Source organism: Actinoplanes sp. TFC3, from assembly GCF_001553785.1.
Classification (GTDB): domain Bacteria; phylum Actinomycetota; class Actinomycetes; order Mycobacteriales; family Micromonosporaceae; genus Actinoplanes.
In genome coordinates, this window is record NZ_LOJP01000002.1 from 54,770 (window position 1) to 75,737 (window position 20,968).

Consider the following 20,968-nt stretch of genomic DNA (forward strand, 5'->3'; position numbering starts at 1 on the left):
CCCCTGCGGGGAACCGGGCGCCGTGGAGGCCGTTACTTCTTCTTGGTGCCGCCGGCGTTGACCTTCGCGTACTTCGCCTGGAACTTGGCGACGCGACCCGCGGTGTCCAGCACGCGCTGCTTGCCCGTGTAGAACGGGTGGCAGGCGCTGCAGGTCTCGACGCGGATGTCGCCCTTGGCGGTGCTGCGGGTCGTGAACGTGCTGCCGCAGGAGCAGATGACCTCGGTCGAGGTGTACTCCGGGTGAATACCGTTCTTCATGTGTGCTCGGTCCCTCTCAAATGAACAGGTCGCCGGGTCGCCGTCGGCTGATCAGCGTGAACCGGAACCTTCTACTGGCCGATGAACCAGTCTGCCACGTCGGGTGTTCCTCGCGGAAATCAGGAGGCAGCGGACGGTCCTTGGTCGATAACGTGAGCAGCCCTCAAGGCATTCCCCACCAGGAGAGGAAAGTGTCATGACGCTGCTCGCGGACGTTCTCGACCCGGCCGAGCTGGCTGCGGCGATCGAGGCCGGGCACGTGCGGGTGCAGCGCCACCCGTCACGGCCGTACGTGATCTACAACTACACCGAGGCGGCCCAGTTCGCCGGCGCCTGGACCCCGGTAACGCTGGCTTGCCGCGGCCTCGTCACCGCCGCCGACGGGACGATCTTGGCTCGCCCCTACGAGAAGTTCTACAACCATGATCAGCCGCAGGCCCCCAAGCTCGACCCGGTTGCCGAAGTACGCACAACCGACAAGGCGGACGGGTCGCTCGGCATCATCTACCCCGATGGCGACACCTGGGCGGTGGCGACCCGTGGTTCCTTCGCCTCGGATCAGGCCCGGCACGCCACTCACCTGCTGCAGACCCGCTACGCCGGCTTCACGCCGCCCGAGGGCCGCACGGTGCTGGTGGAGATCATCTACCCGGAGAACCGGATCGTGGTGAACTACGACGGGCTGGACGACCTGGTGCTGCTCGGTGCCGTGGACATCGCCAGCGGGCGCAGCTTCGGGCCCGAGGCGGTGCCGCAGTGGCCCGGTCCGGTGGTCGAGTCGTTCGCGTACGCGAGCCTGGCCGAAGCGCTGGCCGCTCCGCCGCGCGCGGGGCGGGAGGGGCTGGTCGTGCACTTCCCGGCGACCGACGAGCGGGTAAAGATCAAGTACGCCGGGTACGTCCGGCTGCACCGGCTGGTGACCGGGCTCACCGACCGTACCGTGTGGGAGGTTCTGGTGGCCGGCGGCGACCTCGACGCGCTGACCGAACCCCTGCCCGACGAATTCCATGCGTGGGTTCGCAAGGTCGCCGGGGAATTGATCGCAGCGGTGGACCGGAGGGCAGAGGACGTGGAGAAGGAGTACGCGGCACTGGTAGCCGGCCTGCCCGAGGGCTGGACCCGGCGCGAGTTCGCGGCCCAGGCGGTGCGCAGCCCGAACCGGGGAGCTTTGTTCGCGCGCCTGGACAACAAGGATTACCGGCCCGGCCTGTGGCAACTCGTCAAGCCGGCCGGGGAGGGAAGGCTGTGACCAGGTTGCTGATCACCCGGGGGCTGCCCGCTTCCGGCAAGACCACGTTCGCCCGCAAGCTGCAGCCGCAGGTCGTCCGCGTGAACCGCGATGACCTGCGGCGCATGCTGCACGGCGAGCGGTTGTACACGCAGTGGGCCGAGGGGCAGGTGACGCATGCGCAACGGGCCGCGGTGGAGGCGTTGCTGCGCGCGCACGCCAGCGTGATCGTCGACGACACCAACCTGCGGGCCAAGACCGTACGCGAGTGGGCCGAGCTGGCCGCCAAGTTCGGTGCGTCGTTCGAGGTGCACGACTTCACCGATGTGCCGGTCGAGGAGTGCATCCGCCGCGATGCCGGCCGCCCGGACGGCGAGCGGGTGGGGGCGGACCCGATCCAGCGGATGCACGACCGGTACCTGGCGGGTAGGAACCTGCCGCTGCCGGTGCCGTACGTCGAGCCGGGAGGACCGGGCATCGGGTACGACCCCGATCCGGAGCTGCCTGCGGTGGTGCTTGTCGACATTGACGGCACTGTGGCGTTGATGCGCGACCGCAGCCCGTTCGACTGGGGCCGGGTGGGTGACGACGCGCCCAACCCGGCGGTGATCGCGGCGGTGCGGGCGATGCACGCGGCCGGCAACGCGATCGTGTTCTGTTCCGGGCGCGATGAGGTGTGCCGCCCCGAGACCGAGGCCTGGCTGGATCTTTACGTGAAGGTGCCGTACGAAGGACTATTCATGCGACCGGCCGGCGACAGTCGCAAGGATGCGATCGTGAAGCGGGAGATCTTCGACCGGGAGATCCGCGAGCGCTGGCGGGTGGCCGGCGTCTTCGATGACCGGCAGCAGGTCGTACGGATGTGGCGCGCCCTGGGGCTGACGGTGTTCCAGGTCGCGGAGGGGGACTTCTGAGATGGCCGGGCAGGCGGGCAAGTATCCGCGTACTTTCCACCTGCCCGACTCCCCCGGCGCGTCCAGCGATGACAAGGTGCAGGCCGATCTGAGCTGGCTGGACGGCGAACTGGTGGTCACGGAAAAGCTCGACGGGGGCAACCTGACCTTCACCCGCGACGCGATGTATGCCCGCTCGCTGGATTCCGGGACGAATGCGTGGGACGTGCCGGCCAAGGCATTATGGGCGATGACGGCTTATCGGATTCCGGACGACTGGCGGGTGTGCGGGGAATCCATGTGGGCGCAGCGCAGCATCGCGTACGCGGAGCTGCCCGGTGTTTTCATTGTCTTCGGCATCTGGGACGAGACGAACACGCTGCTGGGCTGGGACGACACGGTGGATTGGGCGCAGCGCCTGGAGCTGCCGGTAGTGCCGGTGCTCTACCGGGGTGGCAGTTTGAGCGAGGCTCGCGCGGCCTGGTCGCTGCGGCATTCGCCGGAAACATCCGAGGGCTTTGTGGTGCGTAGCGCCGGCCGGATTCCCGCCGACGAGTTCAGCGTCAAAGTCCTTAAATGGGTACGTCCGCAGCATGTCCGCACCGAGGCCTCCTGGCGCCACCGCGATGACTTCGCCACCAACGGTTTCGCCTAGAAAACGGGGCCGACCTCGAAAGGCCGGCCCCGTTCTGGAACAACTGCTTATTCGCCGGGTGTGCTCTTCGCGATCTGCATGAGGAACTCGACGTTGGTGCGGGTCTGCTTGAGCCGGTCGAGCAGCAGGTCGAGCGCGGCGCCGGACTCCAGCGAGCTCAGCACCTTGCGCAGCTTGTGCATGATCGCCAGCTCTTCCTTGCCGAGCAGGATCTCTTCCTTACGGGTGCCGGACGGGTGCGTGTCGATGGCCGGGAACGTACGCCGGTCAGCGATCTTGCGGTCCAGCTTGAGCTCGGCGTTGCCGGTGCCCTTGAACTCCTCGAAGATGACCGTGTCCATCATCGAGCCGGTCTCCACCAGCGCGGTGGCGAGAATGGTCAGCGAGCCGCCGTTCTCGATGTTGCGCGCCGCGCCGAGGAAACGCTTCGGCGGGTAGAGGGCCGTGGAGTCGATACCACCGGACATGATGCGGCCGGAGGCGGGCGCCGCCAGGTTGTACGAGCGGCCGAGGCGGGTCACCGAGTCGAGCAGCACGACCACGTCGTGGCCCAGTTCGACCAGGCGCTTGGCCCGCTCGATGGCCAGCTCGGCAACCGTGGTGTGGTCCTGCGGCGGCCGGTCGAAGGTGGCCGCGATGACCTCGCCCTTCACCGAGCGCTGCATGTCGGTGACCTCTTCGGGCCGCTCGTCGACCAGCACGACCATCAGGTGGCACTCGGGGTTGTTGTGGGTGATCGCGTTGGCGATCGCCTGCAGCACCATCGTCTTACCGGCCTTGGGCGGCGAGACGATCAGGGCCCGCTGGCCCTTGCCGAGCGGCATCACCAGGTCGATGACGCGGGTGGTCAGGATGTGCGGCTCGGTTTCCAGCCGCAGACGCTCCTGCGGGTAGAGCGGGGTGAGCTTGTAGAACTCGGGCCGCCGGCGGGCCTCGTCGGGTTCCATCCCGTTGATGGTGTCCAGGCGCACGAGCGGGTTGTACTTGTCGCGGCGCTGCTCACCACCGTCACGCGGCGCGGAGCGCACGGCCCCTGTGACCGCGTCGCCCCGGCGCAGGCCGTGCTTCTTGACCTGCGACATCGACACGTACACGTCGTTGGGGCCGGACAGGTAGCCGGTCGTGCGCACGAACGCGTAGTTGTCGAGCACGTCCAGGATGCCCGCCACCGGGACGAGCACGTCGTCCTCGTTGACGTGCGGTTCCCGGCCGCCGCCCTCGCGGCCACCTTCGCGGCCACCGCGATCCTCACCGTCACGGTCGCGGCCCCGGCGGCGATCCCGGAAGCGGCTGCGGCGGCTGCGACGGCCACCCTCGCCGTTCTCGTTGTCGTCATCGTCGTGGGCGTCGTTGCGCGGGCCGCGGTCGTTGCGGTCGCCGCCGTTGCGGTCGCGGTCGTTGCGGTCGTTGCGGTCGCGGTCGTTGCGCTCGCCCCGGTCGCGGTCGGTGCGGTCGTTGCGCTCGCCGCGGTCCCGGTCACCCCGGTCCCGGTCGGTGCGCTCGCCGCCCTCGGTGCGCTGCTGGTTGCGCTGGCGGTCGCGGTTGCGCTCGCCCCGCTCCGGCCGCTCGCCGGTCTCGACGCCCTCGGTGCGGGTGCCGACCTGCTCGCGCGGCTCCCGGTCGGCCCGGTCGGTGCGGTCCGAACGCTCGGTGCGCTCGGAGCGGTCGCCCCGGTCGCCCCGGTCGGTGCGGTCCGAGCGCTCGGCCCGGTCGCCGCGGTCCTGCCGGTCGCGCCGGCTGCGCCGCGGCTCGGCCTGCTCGGTGGCGGGGGCCGCGTCGACGGGCAGCGCGGTCTGCTCGACCTGCACGGGTGCGGACTGCTCAGCCGCGGGGGCCGGCGCGCTGGCGGGCGCGGGGGCCGACTCGGCGGGTGGTGCGGTAGCGACCGGCGCGCTGGCTGCCGGCGCGGCTGCGGTCGCGGTGGCCGTAGCGGTGCTGCGGCGCGAACGCGGCGCGCTCTCGGCGGCGGGAGCGGCGGCCGCGGAGCCGCCGTTCTGACGCTCGGTGATGGCGGTGATCAGCTCGCCCTTGCGCATCCGGGCGGTGCCGGAGATGCCCAGGGACGCCGCGAGGCTCTGCAGCTCGGGCAGCAGCATCGCGGATAGACCCGTGCCGCCGCGGCGGCGCTTGGTGACAGCCGCGGTGGTGGCGCCGTCATCAGCGACGTCAGAAACACCCGACGTCACGTCGGTGGTGTCGCTCAATGGATTCCTTCCGTCGAAAAAACCAAGACCACCCGGGTCTGCAGCAGCCTGGTGGCCGGGTGCCCTCGGAGCCCGCTTCGCACCTGCGGCGCGGGGTTTTTGCAGCACGGCAGCTCGACGGTTTCCCGACCTGTGCTTCCCGATCGGCCAGGATGGTCCGGCCGGCACGCACAGGTAGGTCTCGGCGAGTGCAGCGACCTGAGGTTCCGCTGCTCGGCGTGTGCCTTGAAAAGAATTGAGACGAGCCAGATCGGCAAAAGTCTCGGGGGTGCGCGCCGAACCGCAGAGATCGCTTGCTTCGCGGGTGTGCTAGGTCTTGAGCGTAGTCAACTCTGGCGACCTGCGGCAACAGGGTCCCGCTCGGCGTGTTCCACCATACTCCCTCTCGCAAGGGCTCCGCTGACATCCACGCCCAACGGTTCGGCGCGCCATGCCGCTCCGGGGTAGAAATCCCCAGGTACAGGCCCCAATGCGAGCACCGTGGGACCTGCTCCGCTGACCACCGCGGCCACGCCGACCGAGCGCAGCGACGCGATCAGCGAGGTGGTGCCGGGCATCGATTCCGCTCGGTAGCTCTGGTGCAGCCGGTCCTCGGTCGCGGCCAGCAGCAGCTCCGGGGCATGCTGCAGGGCGTGCACGAGCAGGGCCGAGCGGGCGCTGTTGAACGCCGCGTCGGCGTGCGGCACGCTGGAGGGCAGCGCCGCCCGCGCCCTCGCCGTCAAACCCCGCTCATCCGGTACGAACACAGTTGCCTGAATGCTGCGGTTGACCTCCAGCCGCACCGCTCGGGCACCACCCGGTTCGGTCCAGGCGATCGTGAACCCGCCCAGCAGGCAGGGCGCCACGTTGTCCGGGTGCCCCTCCAGCCGGGCCGCGATGCGCAGCGCATCCTCGTCGCTGATCAACTCCCTGACCAGGCCGCGAGCCAGTTGCACGCCGCCGACAATGGCGGCCGAGGAGGAACCCAGACCCCGGGCCTGGGGGATCCGGTTGACGCATTCGACTGCCACTCCGGCCGGGCGTTCGCCCAGCTCATCGAAGGTGGCGAGCATTGACCGTACCACCAGATGGGTTTCGTCCTGGGGTAGCTCTGCGGCTCCTTCGCCCGTCACCGAGACGGTGAAGCGGTCCCCGGTGATCCGGGCGGTCAGATCGTCGTAGAGGCTCAGGGCCAGCCCGAGGGAGTCGAACCCCGGCCCGAGGTTGGCGCTGGTCGCCGGCGTGCGCACCCGCACCGGCTCGGAAACGAAGGTCAGGCCCATGGCCTCATGCTAAGGGTCCAGTACGGTGCTGCCATGAGCGTGGGTTACCTCTTCTCCGGCGCGATCGGGCACCTGCCGATGCTGGCCGTGCTGATCGCGGGTTTCGTCCTGGTCGGCCAGCGGCGCGAGCGGCTGGGCCAGCGCAGCACCTTGATGGCCAATCTGGGGCTGAGCGCGTTGATGCTGAGCCAGATCCTCAGCCTGATCTGGACGCTGACGCTGCCGCAGCTGATCCGGGTTACCGACTACGCCTCCACCAGCTACGGTCTGCTCACGTTCGCGGTCAACCTGGTCATCACGCTGCTGGCCGCGATCGGCATTGGTCTGCTCCTCGCCGCGCTGGTGACCCGCACGCCGGCCGGGGTCCCTACGAGGCGTTAGTTTGCTCCCGGCTGAGCTGGCGCATGGCCAGGGTGGCCGGCATCAGGCCGGTGGCGAAGACCCGGCCCCGCAGCCGGTCGGGCACCTCGCCCTGCAGCGCGTAGTTGGACAGCACCCAGTTCGTCCCGCCGGCGAAGTGCGCGCCGAAAACCAGCGCTCCTACCAGCCAGAACCAGGCAGCCAGGCGGATGGCCTCCAGCAGGGCCGGCCAGGTGGGCACCGGGGCGGCGCCGGGGTCGCGGGGCGAGTAAGGACCGAAAGCGGAGTTACCACGTACGCAGACAGTACCGGCCGCCCCGCTGGTGTGCGGGACGGCCGATATCGCCTGGGAACCCTAGGCGGGCTTGGTGCGGTTGGGCAGGGTTTGCGAGCGCACCGGCGCCTCGTGCGCGCCGCCGCTGGAGTCGGGCACCGCCAGGTCGTCCGGCACCGGCACGGCCGCATCGTCGGCGGCATGCTTGGGCGACTCCTCCGCAGTGGGCAGCCCCGCCTTGCGGGCCCGCTTGCGGTCCCGGCGCTTCTGCTTGGTGTTCTCGACCATGGTGTAGAGCGTCGGCACCAGGATCAGCGTCAGCAGCGTCGAGCTGACCAGACCGCCAATGACCACCACGGCCAGCGGCTGCGAGATGAAGCCACCCTCGCCGGTCAGTCCCAGCGCCATCGGGATCAGCGCGAAGATGGTGGCGATGGCGGTCATCAGGATCGGGCGCAGCCGGTGCCGGCCACCCTCCACGACCGCCTCGCGCACGCCCAGGCCGGCCGCCCGGTAGTGGTTGATCAGGTCGAGCAGCACGATCGCGTTGGTGACCACGATGCCGACCAGCATCAGCACACCGATCAGCGCCGGCACACCGAGCGGCGTGCCCGTGGCCAGCAGCAGGGCGATGGCGCCGGTCGCCGCGAACGGGATGGACACCAGCAGCACCAGCGGCTGGATCAGGCTGCGGAACGTCGCCACCATGATGACGAACACGATCGCGATCGCGGCGAGCACCGCCAGGCCCAGGTCGGCGAACGCGTCCGCCTGGTCCTGGCTGCCCCCGCCGATGGAGTACGAAGCCCCGGCCGGCAGCGTCAACCCGTCGAGCTTCTTGGTCAGCTCCTGCGTGGTGGCACCCACGTTGGACCCGGTGGCCGTGCCGTTGACCGTGACGCTGCGGTTGCCGTCGATCCGGGTGACCTCCTCCGGACCGTCGACCTCCTTGACGTCGGCGATCGTATCGAGCGCGACCCGCTGGCCGGTCGGCGTGCTCACCTGCAGCTTGCGCAGTGCGGCGGCATCCGAGGGCGGCGCGCCGAAGGTCACCACGACGTCCTGGCTGGCCCCGTCGATGCTGATCTTGCCGGCCGGTGCGGACCGGAAGGCCCCGGCGACCGCCTGGCCCACTGCCGCCTCGGTCAGCCCGCGGCGGGCGGCGGCCTGCCGGTCGATCTCGACGTCGAGGCGCGGCACGCTGGCGGCCAGCGTCGACTTCACGTCGGTGACGTCCTTGGTGGCCGCCATCGCGTCCTGGACCTGCTTGGTCGCGGCCTGCAGTGCGCTCTGGTCGCTGGCCTGCACGACGACCGAAAGCTGGCTGCCGTTGAACCCGGTGCTGCTGTCCCCGCCGACGGTGACCTCGCCGACGCCGGACAAGCCCTTGAGCTTGTTGCGCAAGTCGTCGGAGATCGCCTCGGAGTCCGCGTTGGACTTGAGCGCCACGTTGTAACTGGCGCCGCTCGCCCCGCCCGACCCGGCGAACGGGTTGAAGTCGCCGCTGCCCACCGTGACCTGGTAGGTCTCGATGCCGTCCTCGGCCGCGAGCACCTCCTCGACCTTCTTGGCGGCGGCGTTTGTCGCGGCCAAGCTGGTGCCCACCGGCAGGTCCTGGCTCACCGTGATGGTGTCCTGGCCGGATTCATCGAGGAAGTTGGTCTCCAGCTTGCTGGCCAGCCCGAGCGTGCCGAGCAGCACGACCACGCCGATCGCGACGGTGGCCCAGCGGGTGCCGCGGCTGCGGGTCACCCAGCGGATGATCGGCAGGTACGCCCGTTGCAACGGGCTGCGCAGCTCCTTCTCCTCGGCGGCCCGGCGGACCTCCTCGGACTCCGAACCGCCCGCCGCTGGGCTCAGGAACCAGTAGGCCAGCACCGGGACGACGGTCAGCGAGACGAACAGCGAAGCGACAAGCGCCACCGTCACGGTGATGGCGAACGGCGCGAACAACTGCCCGACGAACCCGCCGACCAGCGCGATCGGCGCGAAGACGGCGACGGTGGTGAGCGTCGACGCGGTGACCGCCCCGGCCACCTCCTTGACGCCGGACCTGACGGCGTGGACCTTTTCCTCGCCATAGCCCAGATGTCGTTTGATGTTCTCCAGCACCACGATGGAGTCGTCCACCACCCGGCCGACGGCGATGGTCAGCGCGCCCAGGGTGAGCAGGTTGAGCGAGTAGTCGCCGACCCACAGCGCGATGAGCGCGATCAGCACCGACAGCGGGATCGACACCGCAGTCACCAGCGTGGAGCGCAGCGACAGCAGGAAGATCAGGATCACGATGACCGCCATGATCAGGCCCAGCAGGCCCTCGGTGGTCAGGCTCTCGATCGAGCGCTCGACGAACGGCGCCTGGTCGGTGATGACCGTCAGCTTCGCGCCCGAGGCCGACTCCAGGTCGGCGAGCTTGTCGCGCACCTCGTGCGAGATGGCGACCGGGTTGCCCTCGGGCGAGGCGGTCACCGCGATACCGAGGCTGTCCACACCGTCGGTGCGGGTGAACGAGGTGGCGGTGGCGAGCTGGCTGGTCACCGAGGCGACGTCACCAAGCTTGACCGGGCCGCGGCTGCCGGTGAGGTAGAGGCCCTTGAGCTGCTCGACCGAGGAGATCGGGGTGCCGACCTGCACGCTCAGCGAGCGGGTGCCGTCGGTGACCGCCCCGGCCGGGATCGAGATGCCGTTGTTCTGCAGCAGCGTGGTGAGGTCCTGCGGGCTCGCCCCGGCCGCGGCCAGCTTGGCCACGTCCGGCTTGATCACGACCTGCTGGGTGCGGGTACCGGTGACCTGGGTGTCGCGTACGCCGTCGATCGCGTTGATCTCGGGGACGACGGTCTGCTCCAGCCGGGTGGCCAGGTCGCCCTCGTCGGAGCCGCCGGACGCGGCCAGGATGATCGCCGGAATGTCGTCGGTGCCGCCGGCGAAGATCGTCGGCTCGACGCCGTCGGGCAGCTGCGCCTGGATCCGGTTGACCGAGGTGGTCAGCTGGTTGATCGCGTTGTCCAGGTCGGTGCCGAACTCGTAGGTGACCTGGATGGTCGCCGAGCCCTCACTGGTGGTCGACTGGATCGAGTCCAAGCCCTCGGCGCCCTTGACGGCGTCCTCGATGGGCTTGGTGACCTGCTCCTCCATGATTTCCGGGCTGGCGCCGGGCAGGACCGCCCCGATGAACGCGCCGGGGAACTCGAGCGAGGGCAGGAGCTGTTGCTTGAGTGATGGGATGGCGTAGACACCGAAGCCGGTGATCACCACCGCTATGAGGGCAACCAGCCCTCGGTTTGCGAGACTGAGCCTGGTCAGAAACGACATGCGCTCCCCCGATGGTTCGGACTAGACATATAGTTTGCCTGACGCGAACAAATGGTTTTCGTCGGGGCCACTGGTAGCGTCCGGTCACGAGATGGACGCTGTACGGCCATCAGCGCGCAACACAGGAGGAACGATGGCCGCGGACGATCGCCTCATCGCGGACATCATGGACGCTCAACAGCAGCTCCAGCAGCTGTTCGTCCGGGACCGCACCCATCCCTTGTTCGAGTCTCAGCTCACCATGCAGCAGTTCAAGATTCTGATGCTGCTGCACCGGCTGGGTGATACCTCGGGGCGCGAACTCGCCGGGATGCTGGGCGTGAGCCTGGCCACGCTCAGCGGCATGGTGGACCGGCTCGTCGCGCACGACCTGGTCATCCGGGCCGAGGACCCGCACGATCGCCGGGTACGCCGGATCAGCCTCAGCGCGACCGGCCGCGAAACGGTCGACAAGTTCGTCAACGCCGGCACCGAGCTGCAGCTACGCCTGCTGGGCAAGCTCACCGGCGAAGAGCTCACGGCGGTACTCGGCGGGTTGCGGGCGATGATCCGGGTGGCCCGGGAAGAGGACTTCTCCGGGCCGGACCGGCCGGGGCCGGACTTCTCTCAGGCCAGATCGAGCGCGTGAGCCGCGGCTAGCACGTCGTTCTTGATCGTGGTGGGCGACGGCGCGGTGGAGATGGCCCACTCGGGGTCCTTGAGGCCGTGCCCGGTCACCGTGCACACCACGGTGGCCCCGGCCGGGATCAGCCCGGCCTCGGCCTGCTGCAGCAGACCGGCCACGCTCGCCGCGCTGCCCAGCTCGACAAACACGCCGACCTCACGCGCCAGCAGCCGGTAGGCGGTCAGGATCTCCCGGTCGGTGACCGCCGAGACCAGCCCCTGCGACTGGTCACGGGCATCCAGTGCCTTGGTCCAGCTCGCCGGGTTGCCGATGCGGATGGCGGTGGCGATGGTCGAGGGCTCATGGACCACCTTGCCGTTCACGATCGGGGCGGCACCGGAGGCCTGGAAGCCGTACATCTTGGGCAGGATCTTGCTGTTGCCCGCCTCCCGGTCCTCCTGGTAACCCATCCAGTAGGCGGAGATGTTGCCCGCGTTGCCGACCGGCAGGCAGTGGATGTCCGGGGCCCCGCCGAGAGCTTCGACAATCTCGAAGGCGGCCGTCTTCTGCCCGTGCAACCGGAAGATGTTCACCGAGTTGACCAGCGACACCGGAAAGTCCTGCGACAGCTTCGAGGCCAGCGCGAGGCAGTCGTCGAAGTTGCCGTTCACCTGCAGCAGCGTGGCCCCGTGCACGAGCGCCTGGGCCAGCTTGCCCATCGCGATCTTGCCCTGCGGCACCAGCACCGCGCAGGTGATCCCGGCCCGGGCGGCGTAGGCGGCCGCCGAGGCGCTGGTGTTGCCGGTGGAGGCGCAGATGATCGCCTTGGCACCCTCTTCGACCGCCTTGGACACAGCCATGGTCATGCCGCGGTCCTTGAAGGAGCCGGTCGGGTTGGCCCCCTCGACCTTGAGGTAGACCTCGGCCCCGGTGCGCTGCGAGAGCACCGGCGCCGGCACGAGCGGCGTGTTGCCCTCGTGCAACGTGACCACCGGGGTGGCCGCCGAGACCGGGAGCCGGTCACGGTATGCCTCGATCAATCCCCGCCACATGGTCTTTTCCTCTCCGCAGACTGGCTCAAGGATGCCTCAGCCCGCCGAATAGCGAGACCGGACTTCCATTATTCGGGACGGTGAGACACCGCTTCGACGTTGTTGCCGTCCGGGTCGCGCACAAAGGCGCCGTAGTACGCCGGGTGATATTCCGGGTGCACGGCCGGCTCGTGCAGCACCTCGGCGCCCGCCTCGACGGCCGCACGGAAGAAGGCGTCCACCGCGGCCCGGTCGGGTGCCTGGAAGGCGATGTGCGACTCGCGGAAGCCGGTGCCCGAGTCGAGTTTGCCGATCCAGAAGTCCGCGTGCTCCGAGCCGTAGCCCATGGCGACAGCGAAGTCGGCCAGCCGGCGCAGGCCCAGCGGTTCGAGCACCCGGTCGTAGAAGCTCGCGCTGGTCTCGAGATCCGCGCACTGGAATCCCACGTGGTCGAGCATGCTCAGGCCCCTCCCTCAACGCGCAGCACGCTCGCGATCGAGCGCACGATGGGCAGGGTACGCAGGTCCTCCACTGTGGCCCGCAAGTTCGCGTCCGGCGCGCCGTGCGTGACGATGACCAGGGTGGCATCCTCGTCGCGACCGGACTGGCGAACCGTGGCGATGGACACCTCGTGCTTGGCGAACACCCCGGCCACCGTGGCCAGCACCCCCTGACGGTCGGCCACGTCGAGGCTGATGTGGTAGCGGGTGACCGCCTCGCCGATCGGGCGGATCGGCAGGTGGGCGTACGCGCTCTCGCTGGGCGCGCGGGTGCCGGACAGCCGGTTGCGCGCGGCCGCCACGATGTCGCCGAGCACCGCGCTGGCCGTGGGCGTGCCCCCGGCGCCGCGGCCGTAGAACATCAGCGGGCCGGCCGCCTCGGCCTCGACGAACACCGCGTTGTAGGCGTCGCCGACGCTGGCCAGCGGGTGCGAGAGCGGGATCATCGCCGGGTGCACCCGCACGCTGACCGACTCGGTGCCGCGCGAATCCGGGCCACGCTCGGCCAGGCAGAGCAGCTTGATCGTGCAGCCCATGGCCTTGGCGCTGGCCACGTCGGCGGCGGTCACCGCGGTCATGCCCTCACGGAACACGTCGGCGGCGGTGACCCGGGTGTGGAAGGCCAGCGAGGCCAGGATGGCGGCCTTGGCTGCGGCGTCGAAGCCCTCGACGTCGGCGGTCGGGTCGGCTTCGGCGTACCCCAGTTCGGTCGCCTCTTCCAGGGCCTCACCGAAACCGGCCCCGGAAGCGTCCATCGACGACAGGATGAAGTTGGTGGTGCCGTTCACGATGCCGGTGACCCGGGTGACCCGGTCGCCGTGCAACGACTCGCGCAACGGGCGCAGCAGCGGGATCGCCCCGGCCACCGCGGCCTCGTAGTACAGGTCGGCGCCACCCTCGGCAGCCGCGTCGTGCAGCGTCGCACCGTCCTCGGCGAGCAGCGCCTTGTTTGCGGTGACCACGCTGCGACCGGCTCGAAGCGACTCGCTCAGCCAGGTGCGGGCCGGCTCGATGCCGCCCACCACCTCGATGACCACGTCCACGTCGTCGCGTTTGACCAGGCTCAGCGCGTCAGTGGTGAACAACGCCGGGTCGACCGGCAGATCGCCACGCTCGCGTCCGGGCCGGCGCACCGCGATGCCGGCGAGCTCCAGCGGCGCCCCGATCCGGGCGGTCAGGTCGTCGGCTTGCTCGTGCAGCAGCCGCACGACCTCGCTTCCGACGGTGCCGCAACCGAGCAGGGCCAGGCGAACCGCAGGCTTACCAGAACTCATCCCACATCCAATGCGAGCAGATCATCTTCGGTTTCCCGGCGCACGATCACCCGGGAGACACCGTCGCGCACGGCCACCACGGGAGGCCGGGGCACATGGTTGTAGTTGCTGGCCATGCTCCGGCAGTAGGCACCCGTGCCGGGCACGGCAACAAGATCTCCGGGCTGCACGTCGGCGGGCAGGAATTCATCCTTCACGACGATGTCCCCGGACTCACAATGCTTTCCCACGACGCGGGCGAGCATCGGCGGTGCTTGCGACGTGCGATTGGCCACTGTCGCGGAGTAGGAGGCGTCGTACAACGCGGTACGGATGTTGTCGCTCATGCCGCCGTCGACGCTGACGTACGTACGGATTCCATCGACGTCCTTGACCGTGCCCACCTCGTACAGGGTGAAGACGGCCGGTCCCACGATGGCCCGGCCCGGCTCGATCGACAGCCTGGGCCGGCTCAGCTTCTCGTTCTCGCACTCCGCGTCGATGATCTTGTTGATCCGCTTGGCCAGATCGGCGGCCGGCGACGGGTCGTCCTGCGTGGTGTAGGCGATGCCGAAGCCCCCGCCCAGGTCAAGCTCGGGCAGTTCGACCCCGCGCGCGTCGCGGATCTGCGCCTGCAGTTCGAGCACCCGGCGCGCGGCCACCTCGAACCCGGCGGTGTCGAAGATCTGCGAGCCGATGTGCGAGTGCAGCCCGCGCAGCTCCAGCACGCCCTCGTCGAGCACCTTGGTGGCGGCCTCGAACGCGGCCCCGCCGGCCAGCGAGAACCCGAACTTCTGGTCCTCGTGCGCGGTCGCGATGAACTCATGGGTGTGCGCCTCGACACCCACGGTCACCCGCACCAGCACCACCGGCCGCTTGTCCAGCTCCCGGGCCAGCTCGGTCAACCGGTCGATCTCCTGGAACGAGTCCAGAATGATCCGGCCCACTCCCGCTTCCAGCGCGCGGCGCAGCTCGGAGACCGACTTGTTGTTGCCGTGCAGCGCCAGGCGCTCGGCCGGGAAATCCGCGGCCAGCGCGACTGCGAGCTCACCGCCGGAGCAGACGTCGAGGAAGAGCCCCTCCTCGGCAACCACCCGGACCACTGCCTTGCACAGGAAGGACTTGCCCGCGTAGTACACGTCGGCGCCGGCGAAGGCGGACGAGAAGTCCCGGCAGCGCGCCCGCAGGTCATCCTCGTCGAGGAAATACGCCGGCGTGCCGTGTTCCTCGGCCAGGGCGGCGACGCTCACGCCGCCGATTTCCAAAGAGCCGTTTGCGGTACGCCGGACAGTGCGCGGCCACAGCTGCGGCACCAAGGCGTTGACGTCCTCGGGGGTACGCAGCCACGCCGGTCCCCGGTTGCCGATGTCGCCGTGCAGCGCACCGGCCTCATGTGCCCGCATGACCTACATCCTCTCGGGCGCGGAGACGCCCAGCAGTGCCAAACCGTTTGCAATCACCGTTCGGGTGGCGTCGTTCAGCCACAGGCGGGCCCGGTGCAGGTCGGTGATCTCCTCGTCGCCCATCGGCGTGACCCGGCACTTGTCGTAGAACCGGTGGTAGTCACCGGCCAGGTCCTCCAGGTAGCGGGCCACCCGGTGCGGCTCGCGCAGCTCGGCGGCACTGGCCACCACCGCCGGGTACTGCCCGAGCGCCTTGAGCAGGTCGTTTTCCTTCTCGTGGACCAGCAGCTCGGGGTGGAAACCGTCCGGCTCGCCGCGGGTCAGCCCGACCGCCGCCGCCTGCCGCGCCACGTTGGCCGTGCGCGCCGCCACGTACTGCACGTAGTAGACCGGGTTGTCGCTCTTCGCCCGGGTCCACAGGTCCACGTCGAGGTCGATCGGCGAGTCGGAGGAGTAGCGGGCCAGGGCGTACCGGGTGGCGTCCACGCCCAGCGCGTCGACGAAGTCCTCCAGCGTGACCACCGTGCCCGCGCGCTTGCTCATCCGCACCGGCTCGCCGTCGCGGACCAGGTTGACGAGCTGGCCGATCAGGATCTCGAGGGAGACGGCCGGGTCGTCACCGAAGCAGGCAGCCATGGCCTTCATCCGGCCGATGTAGCCGTGGTGGTCGGCGCCCAGCATGATGACGACCTTGTCGAAGCCACGCTTGCGCTTGTCGAGGTAGTAGGCACAGTCCGCGGCGAAGTACGTCCAGTCGCCGTCGCTCTTGCGCAGCACCCGGTCCTTGTCGTCGCCGAACTCGCTGGTGCGCAGCCAGGTGGCGCCGTCGGCCTCGTAGATGTGGCCCTGCTCGCGCAGCCGGTCGAGCGCCTCCTGCAGCTCGCCGCGCTCGTGCAGGTCCTTCTCGTTGAAGTAGGTGTCGAACTGCACGCCGAAGTCGGCAAGCGACTGTTTGATCTCGGCGAACATCAGCTCGACACCGACGCGGCGGAAGGTCTCCAGCGCCGCGGCGTCGTCGAGCTGCAGCACCTCGGGTGCCTCGGCCTGCACGGCCTGGGCGATCTCGGCGATGTACGCGCCGCCGTAGCCGTCCTCCGGGGCCGGTTCGCCCTGGGCCGCGGCCTGCAGCGAGCGCGCGAACCGGTCGATCTGCGAGCCGGCGTCGTTGAAGTAATACTCGGTGCCCACGTCGGCGCCGGCCGCTCGCAGCAGCCGCGACAGCGCGTCACCGACCGCCGCCCAGCGCACCCCGCCGATGTGCACGGGACCGGTGGGGTTGGCCGAGACGAACTCCAGGTTGATCCGCTGCCCGGCCAGCCGGTCGGTATGTCCGTAATGCTGACCGGCGAGAATGACCTCACGCGCGAGCACGCCGGCGGCGGCCGCGTCGAGCCGGATGTTGAGGAAGCCGGGACCGGCGATCTCCACCGACTTGATGCCCGGCCGGCTGCTCAGCTCCTCGGCGAGCGCCCCGGCCAGCTCGCGCGGGGGCACCCCGGCCTTCCTGCCCAGTTGCATGGCCATCGTCGAGGCGTAGTCGCCGTGCTCGGGGTTACGGGGTCGCTCCACCGTCGTCGACCCGGGAAGAAGAGTGACGTCGAGGCCGCGGGTGACGAAAACGGCACGGGCAGCTGTGAGAACGGTGGCAGCGAGGTCAGCGGGAGTCACCGAGCCATGCTATCCGGGTAGACTTTGGCGCCCGGCGGCGTACCGGGGCCTGCGCGCGGGCCCGGCCCGACCATCCCTGTGAATTGACGAGGCACGATGAGCATGAGCACCCCGGGGCCCGAACGGGTTCCGTCCACCGTCAAGGTCGACAAGACGTCCGGCCAGGGCAAGCCGCCCGCCGCCAAGAAGGCTGGAGGTGCCCGTCCCGCGGGTGCGCGCCCCGGCGGCGGCAAGGGTGGCAAAGGCAAGAAGGTCACCCCGGTCAAGGTCAGCGGCGGGCGCAACTGGGGCCCGATCGCGGTGGCCGGCGTGGTGGTGCTGATCGCCGTCGGCATCATCGGCTACGGCGTCTACGCCTCGGTCAAGGGCAGCGCCTCGTGGCAGGACAAGGTCACCGCGATCGACGGCGTGACCGACTACCGCGCGAAGAAGGACGCGGCGATCGACTCCCGCAACCACAAGGACGGCGCGCTCACCTACGTGACCAACCCGCCCGTCGGTGGCGACCACAACCCGACGTGGCAGAACTGCATGGGCGACGTGTACACCGAGCCGATCGCCAACGAGCACGCCGTGCACAGCCTCGAGCACGGTGCCGTGTGGGTGACGTACAAGCAGGGGCTCGCCGCTGACCAGGTGGCCAAGCTGACCAGCAAGGTGCAGGGCCAGGAGTACATGCTGATGAGCCCCATCGCCGGGCTCGACAAGAACGTGTCCCTGCAGGTGTGGGGCTACCAGCTCAAGGTCGACAACGCCGACGACAAGCGCATCGACGAGTTCATCAAGGATGCCCGCCTCAAGGCCAGCATGGAACCCGGCGCAGCCTGCTCCGGCGGCAACACCACCACCGGCCCCATCCAGGCCGCCGACGCCGGCGCGACGACGGGCCAGTAGTGACCGTCTCCACCGACTCGGACCCGGCGGCCGCCGCCGCTGACCAGGTCAACGGCTCGGTCCCGAACCGCACCCCGCGGTTCGGGCCGGGCTGGCTCGCCGCCGTCCTGATCTTCGGCCTGCTGGTCGGCGCGGCCGGCGGCATCCTCTACCCCCGCCTGTTCGGCACCCCGGAAGACACCTCGGTGGAGGCAGGGTTCCTGAGGGACATGAGCACCCACCACGCCCAAGCGGTGGAGATGGCCATGATCGCCCACGCCAACTCCACAAACAAAGACGTGGTAACCCTGGCCGGCGACATCGCCCTGACCCAGCACGGCCAAATCAACTACATGCAAGCCTGGCTGCGCGACTGGAACCTCAGCCCCACCGGCTCGGAAGCCCCCATGGCCTGGATGCCCGGCTCCGCAGGCGCAGTGGTAAACGGCCTGATGCCCGGCATGGCCACTCCCGAGCAACTGGCCAAGCTCCGCACCGCCACCGGCACCGACCTGGACGTACAGTTCCTGACCCTGATGCGCCAGCACCACCTGGGCGGCATCCACATGGCCCAGGAAGCCCTGGCCCTGTCCGACAACAAAGACGTCGACTGGCTGGCCGACAGCATGGTGAGCAGCCAGCAGGGCGAAATCACCCTCATCGACGCCATGCTCAAGAAGATCCAGCAGAAGTAACCCGGTTGGCGGGGGTTCGGGGCAGGCTGCTAGAGTTCCCCTCACTGAGCCCCCGTAGCTCAGGGGATAGAGCGTCGCCCTCCGGAGGCGAAAGCGCAGGTTCGAATCCTGCCGGGGGCACAATTTCTCACCAGGACTTCAAGGCCGCTGAGCAGCGCAAGCGCTGTCAGCGGCCTTACTCGTAACTCTGGCCGTGTCCGGCCGCCAACGGCCCTATACGGCGATCTGTACCGAGGGCGTACCGAGAGTGATGGTAATCGCCCGCGCCATCGCGGCCCTTCCTCCAACTTCATGGGATGGAACAGACGCACCGGCACGGGGCGATGCGATCGAGCCTAAAGAGCCGGCCCTACAGCACTACCTGTCTCCGGAACGGTCATCGAGCAGCTGCGCCGCGACCGATGGCGGCATGATCGTCGACCAGATCACTTCACCGGGTTTTGGCTGAATGCCGGCAACTCCATCCGGTTCTGGCAGCCAGCTATCGGGGTCGATGCCGGGGATAGCATTGATAATGATCGCGAACACTTTAGGGTCGGCGATGTTCTCAGTGCCAACGATGAGGTAGGTCTCTTGCCCGCGAGCGCGGGTCAAAGCGCTCAATCTGTAGTGCTCGAATTCCGCTTGATATTGGTATCCGTCCTGAAGTGACCGGGTAATCAAATCTCGGACGATCCTGCGGATGTTCGCTTCCCATGCGTATGCATGCTCAAGTTGAAGGCGTCGCCAGTCCCAGTCCGTAGGCATCCACTTGTCGGAATCCCCGCCGTCGCGATCCCAGGAAGCCTTCAAAGCGGCATAGAAGTCGCCGGGGTCGCCGTCCCGCCGGTATCCCCCTGCGCCAAGCCACCAGGGCGCCTGACGAACGTGGGGGCCAGCATCGGCTCGATCAGCTTCCGGCAGGCGAGTCGCCGCACCGCGCCAACGGCCAGTTTTGACCTTGAACCACACGCGGTCCTTGAGCGACAAAATTCTCTCGACCCCGCCGGCCGCATACGCCTCCGGTAGCCGTTGAGCCTCGCCGATCAGCGGATGGTCAACCCGACACAGAGATACATCGAATGGTGGAATTGACAATTCAAGATCGGCCATGCAAAGGCGCGTAGGACGGACCGGTTTAGACTCACCCCTCATCAGGCGAGCTTAGACAACCAACCCATCCGTCTCTGAACGTCCCTTTCGTCACCGCCCGGAAGGCATGCCGCCGTACTCTTGCAGCTGATCGACTGGAACGTCGGTGAGCAGTGCGACTGCGGATGCAGACGAGCCATCGAGCTGACTAAGAGCCGCACGAACACCCTCATTGATCTCACCGCGATGAGTTTCTATGTATTCGCGTACGGCGAGTTCTACAACATCCTTCTTGGCCTTGCCCAGGAAGTGAGCAGCATGCGAGATGAGCTGGTCGGTTCCAACATCGACCTTGATGGGAGCAGACGTAGCAGCCATGTTCGGTCCCCTTCAAGACTCATGATACCGAAGTACCCAAGTACCCTTCAACACCATGCTTCATCGGATGCAACGATACTGAGTTTAGGGAGACGCGGCTACCCGGATGTCAAGCCTCCCTCACCGAGTCTCCTCAAATCACAACGGCACGAGGGCCGGGAAAAGCCGTGACCAGCCTCGGGCAGCACAACTAGCACGCGATCCCAGTTAAGCTCACCGCCCGTCGGGTGCGAAGCATCGCGTAGCGACGGTGAGCTTAACTGGGATGTCAAGAACCAATTCAGCTATTCCGTAACTTTTATCCGGTTCTTAAAACAGGCTCCCCCACGCGCGCCGGGCAGTGGTGGATTACGTCACTTCTAACATGTAGTGGTAGCGAGCCTGGGCGAACTACTTTCGGACGAAATCCAGGCGGAGGCGGTGAACCGGCCTGCGAAGCCCGCCTCCATCCGGCGGCGCAGCTCTTCCTGTCCCCCGTCGAGGCACCCGGCGTAGATACGCCACATCACCTCGGGTGACTGTCCGGCCCACTCGGCAACCTGGGCCGGCGAAGGTTGCGATGTGGAAGAGGCTGGACCCAGAGTGCACCATGAACTCTGCTGGTTTCTGTCGGCTCCCGCTCGCGGGACAGCAAGAACTATGGGGTCGAGGCCTACGGTAGATGCACAAAGGGCCCGTCGAAGACGGGCCCTGAGGCTGTGCAGGACATCTGAGATCGCCCCGCGTCAACGACGGTAGCAGTCGCAGCGGGCAATGTGCGACGAGCGCACTGCGTTGACTGGTCATCTCAGTAGAGTCCGCGCGAACATGCGGTCCCTGGCTCCCCCGACTGACGCAGTGAACCTTGAAACTCGAGTTAGCGCTGCCGGCTCAGCGCCGCCCCTAGTCCTCCTCCTGGACGCTGTTCATTGCTTCGATACCTGGCCCCAGAATCCCACCGAAGATCATGATCAGCGTGGCCACCCATCCCCACCAGGGGACGACGCCGAGGTCGCCGAACCAGGTGTAGGCGAGGTCGGTCCAGGTGTGGCTCATGCCGGTGAG

19 protein-coding genes, 1 tRNA gene and 1 pseudogene are annotated in these 20,968 nt (G+C 68.5%); 8 read left to right on the forward strand and 13 right to left on the reverse strand.

Annotated elements, in window-relative coordinates; genetic code table 11:
• Positions 1-32 precede the first annotated feature (32 nt).
• Positions 33-260 (reverse strand): 50S ribosomal protein L31, encoded by a 228-nt coding sequence (gene rpmE / locus TFC3_RS27215; RefSeq protein ID WP_015625147.1) that lies wholly within the window; start codon positions 258-260, stop codon positions 33-35.
• Between the two features lie 196 nt (positions 261-456).
• Between rpmE and TFC3_RS27220 the strand changes: the two genes are divergently transcribed.
• From TFC3_RS27220 to TFC3_RS27230, 3 genes are read left to right on the forward strand one after another with little or no spacing between them, the layout of a single operon-like run.
• A complete protein-coding gene (locus TFC3_RS27220) occupies positions 457-1,509 on the forward strand; it encodes an RNA ligase (protein WP_067507836.1) in 1,053 nt (350 codons plus the stop codon).
• A complete protein-coding gene (locus TFC3_RS27225) occupies positions 1,506-2,402 on the forward strand; it encodes an AAA family ATPase (protein ID WP_067507838.1) in 897 nt (298 codons plus the stop codon). The genes TFC3_RS27220 and TFC3_RS27225 overlap by 4 nt, the downstream gene beginning before the upstream one ends.
• Before the next feature lies 1 nt (position 2,403).
• On the forward strand, positions 2,404-3,036 hold the full coding sequence (locus TFC3_RS27230) for an RNA ligase family protein (RefSeq protein WP_067507840.1): 633 nt from the start codon (positions 2,404-2,406) through the stop codon (positions 3,034-3,036).
• Positions 3,037-3,083: 47 nt separating this feature from the next.
• Here TFC3_RS27230 and rho read toward each other — a convergent pair whose 3' ends face one another.
• The gene (gene rho / locus TFC3_RS27235) at positions 3,084-5,240 is read right to left on the reverse strand and encodes a transcription termination factor Rho (protein WP_067507842.1); all 2,157 of its coding nucleotides are present in this window, start codon (positions 5,238-5,240) and stop codon (positions 3,084-3,086) included.
• A gap of 326 nt (positions 5,241-5,566) precedes the next feature.
• Complete coding sequence (gene thrB, locus TFC3_RS27240; RefSeq protein WP_067507844.1) at positions 5,567-6,502, reverse strand: homoserine kinase; 936 nt, start codon at positions 6,500-6,502, stop codon at positions 5,567-5,569.
• Between the two features lie 33 nt (positions 6,503-6,535).
• Here thrB and TFC3_RS27245 point away from each other — a divergent pair, with 33 nt between their 5' ends.
• Positions 6,536-6,883, forward strand: coding sequence for a hypothetical protein (locus tag TFC3_RS27245; RefSeq protein WP_067507846.1), 348 nt, complete (start codon positions 6,536-6,538; stop codon positions 6,881-6,883).
• Between the two features lie 22 nt (positions 6,884-6,905).
• On the opposite strand, the pseudogene TFC3_RS37395 reads toward TFC3_RS27245, so the two are convergent.
• Positions 6,906-7,058 (reverse strand): annotated as a pseudogene (locus TFC3_RS37395) (MFS transporter); the annotation flags it as partial.
• Between the two features lie 159 nt (positions 7,059-7,217).
• Positions 7,218-10,448 (reverse strand): efflux RND transporter permease subunit, encoded by a 3,231-nt coding sequence (locus TFC3_RS27255; protein WP_067507850.1) that lies wholly within the window; start codon positions 10,446-10,448, stop codon positions 7,218-7,220.
• A gap of 133 nt (positions 10,449-10,581) precedes the next feature.
• Between TFC3_RS27255 and TFC3_RS27260 the strand changes: the two genes are divergently transcribed.
• A complete protein-coding gene (locus TFC3_RS27260; RefSeq protein ID WP_067507852.1) occupies positions 10,582-11,076 on the forward strand; it encodes a MarR family winged helix-turn-helix transcriptional regulator in 495 nt (164 codons plus the stop codon).
• Here the strand turns inward: TFC3_RS27260 and thrC are convergent.
• From thrC to argS, 5 genes are all read right to left on the reverse strand, one after another.
• Complete coding sequence (gene thrC / locus TFC3_RS27265; protein WP_067507855.1) at positions 11,055-12,104, reverse strand: threonine synthase; 1,050 nt, start codon at positions 12,102-12,104, stop codon at positions 11,055-11,057. The two genes, TFC3_RS27260 and thrC, sit on opposite strands and share 22 nt — an antisense overlap.
• 68 nt (positions 12,105-12,172) lie before the next feature.
• Positions 12,173-12,541 carry a VOC family protein gene (locus TFC3_RS27270; RefSeq protein ID WP_067507857.1) on the reverse strand — a complete coding sequence of 123 codons (369 nt, stop codon included), beginning with the start codon at positions 12,539-12,541 and terminating at the stop codon, positions 12,173-12,175.
• 2 nt (positions 12,542-12,543) lie between these two features.
• The gene (locus TFC3_RS27275; protein WP_067507858.1) at positions 12,544-13,857 is read right to left on the reverse strand and encodes a homoserine dehydrogenase; all 1,314 of its coding nucleotides are present in this window, start codon (positions 13,855-13,857) and stop codon (positions 12,544-12,546) included.
• Positions 13,854-15,239, reverse strand: a complete 1,386-nt coding sequence (lysA, locus tag TFC3_RS27280) for a diaminopimelate decarboxylase (RefSeq protein WP_067507860.1) — start codon at positions 15,237-15,239, stop codon at positions 13,854-13,856. Before lysA ends, TFC3_RS27275 begins: the two co-directional genes overlap by 4 nt.
• 3 nt (positions 15,240-15,242) lie before the next feature.
• Positions 15,243-16,907, reverse strand: coding sequence for an arginine--tRNA ligase (argS, locus tag TFC3_RS27285; RefSeq protein WP_067507862.1), 1,665 nt, complete (start codon positions 16,905-16,907; stop codon positions 15,243-15,245).
• 96 nt (positions 16,908-17,003) lie between these two features.
• Between argS and TFC3_RS27290 the strand changes: the two genes are divergently transcribed.
• The 3 genes from TFC3_RS27290 to TFC3_RS27300 all read left to right on the forward strand — a co-directional run bounded on the left by TFC3_RS27290 (position 17,004) and on the right by TFC3_RS27300 (position 18,595).
• On the forward strand, positions 17,004-17,801 hold the full coding sequence (locus TFC3_RS27290; protein WP_067507864.1) for a DUF3105 domain-containing protein: 798 nt from the start codon (positions 17,004-17,006) through the stop codon (positions 17,799-17,801).
• Positions 17,801-18,475 carry a DUF305 domain-containing protein gene (locus TFC3_RS27295; protein ID WP_067507866.1) on the forward strand — a complete coding sequence of 225 codons (675 nt, stop codon included), beginning with the start codon at positions 17,801-17,803 and terminating at the stop codon, positions 18,473-18,475. The genes TFC3_RS27290 and TFC3_RS27295 overlap by 1 nt, the downstream gene beginning before the upstream one ends.
• Before the next feature lie 48 nt (positions 18,476-18,523).
• Positions 18,524-18,595 (forward strand) — tRNA-Arg (locus tag TFC3_RS27300).
• A 237-nt stretch (positions 18,596-18,832) separates the two neighbouring features.
• Here TFC3_RS27300 and TFC3_RS37400 read toward each other — a convergent pair.
• The 3 genes from TFC3_RS37400 to TFC3_RS38240 all read right to left on the reverse strand — a co-directional run bounded on the left by TFC3_RS37400 (position 18,833) and on the right by TFC3_RS38240 (position 20,959).
• The gene (locus TFC3_RS37400; RefSeq protein WP_153040503.1) at positions 18,833-19,567 is read right to left on the reverse strand and encodes a hypothetical protein; all 735 of its coding nucleotides are present in this window, start codon (positions 19,565-19,567) and stop codon (positions 18,833-18,835) included.
• A 90-nt stretch (positions 19,568-19,657) separates the two neighbouring features.
• Positions 19,658-19,924, reverse strand: a complete 267-nt coding sequence (locus TFC3_RS36305; RefSeq protein ID WP_082772543.1) for a hypothetical protein — start codon at positions 19,922-19,924, stop codon at positions 19,658-19,660.
• Between the two features lie 882 nt (positions 19,925-20,806).
• Positions 20,807-20,959, reverse strand: coding sequence for a hypothetical protein (locus TFC3_RS38240; protein ID WP_161952686.1), 153 nt, complete (start codon positions 20,957-20,959; stop codon positions 20,807-20,809).
• Positions 20,960-20,968 lie beyond the last annotated feature (9 nt).

Bases quoted from the DNA above. Each gene is read 5' to 3' on its own strand.
- TFC3_RS27270 (WP_067507857.1), bottom strand. From the start codon at position 12,541: ATGCTCGACCACGTGGGATTCCAGTGCGCGGATCTCGAGACCAGCGCG.
- thrB (WP_067507844.1), bottom strand. From the start codon at position 6,502: ATGGGCCTGACCTTCGTTTCCGAGCCGGTGCGGGTGCGCACGCCGGCG.
- TFC3_RS27290 (WP_067507864.1), top strand. From the start codon at position 17,004: ATGAGCATGAGCACCCCGGGGCCCGAACGGGTTCCGTCCACCGTCAAG.
- TFC3_RS37400 (WP_153040503.1), bottom strand. From the start codon at position 19,567: ATGGCCGATCTTGAATTGTCAATTCCACCATTCGATGTATCTCTGTGT.
- TFC3_RS38240 (WP_161952686.1), bottom strand. From the start codon at position 20,959: ATGAGCCACACCTGGACCGACCTCGCCTACACCTGGTTCGGCGACCTC.
- TFC3_RS27230 (WP_067507840.1), top strand. From the start codon at position 2,404: ATGGCCGGGCAGGCGGGCAAGTATCCGCGTACTTTCCACCTGCCCGAC.
- rpmE (WP_015625147.1), bottom strand. From the start codon at position 260: ATGAAGAACGGTATTCACCCGGAGTACACCTCGACCGAGGTCATCTGC.
- TFC3_RS27260 (WP_067507852.1), top strand. From the start codon at position 10,582: ATGGCCGCGGACGATCGCCTCATCGCGGACATCATGGACGCTCAACAG.
- TFC3_RS36305 (WP_082772543.1), bottom strand. From the start codon at position 19,924: ATGGCTGCTACGTCTGCTCCCATCAAGGTCGATGTTGGAACCGACCAG.
- TFC3_RS27255 (WP_067507850.1), bottom strand. From the start codon at position 10,448: ATGTCGTTTCTGACCAGGCTCAGTCTCGCAAACCGAGGGCTGGTTGCC.
- lysA (WP_067507860.1), bottom strand. From the start codon at position 15,239: ATGCGGGCACATGAGGCCGGTGCGCTGCACGGCGACATCGGCAACCGG.
- thrC (WP_067507855.1), bottom strand. From the start codon at position 12,104: ATGTGGCGGGGATTGATCGAGGCATACCGTGACCGGCTCCCGGTCTCG.
- TFC3_RS27275 (WP_067507858.1), bottom strand. From the start codon at position 13,857: ATGAGTTCTGGTAAGCCTGCGGTTCGCCTGGCCCTGCTCGGTTGCGGC.
- TFC3_RS27220 (WP_067507836.1), top strand. From the start codon at position 457: ATGACGCTGCTCGCGGACGTTCTCGACCCGGCCGAGCTGGCTGCGGCG.
- TFC3_RS27245 (WP_067507846.1), top strand. From the start codon at position 6,536: ATGAGCGTGGGTTACCTCTTCTCCGGCGCGATCGGGCACCTGCCGATG.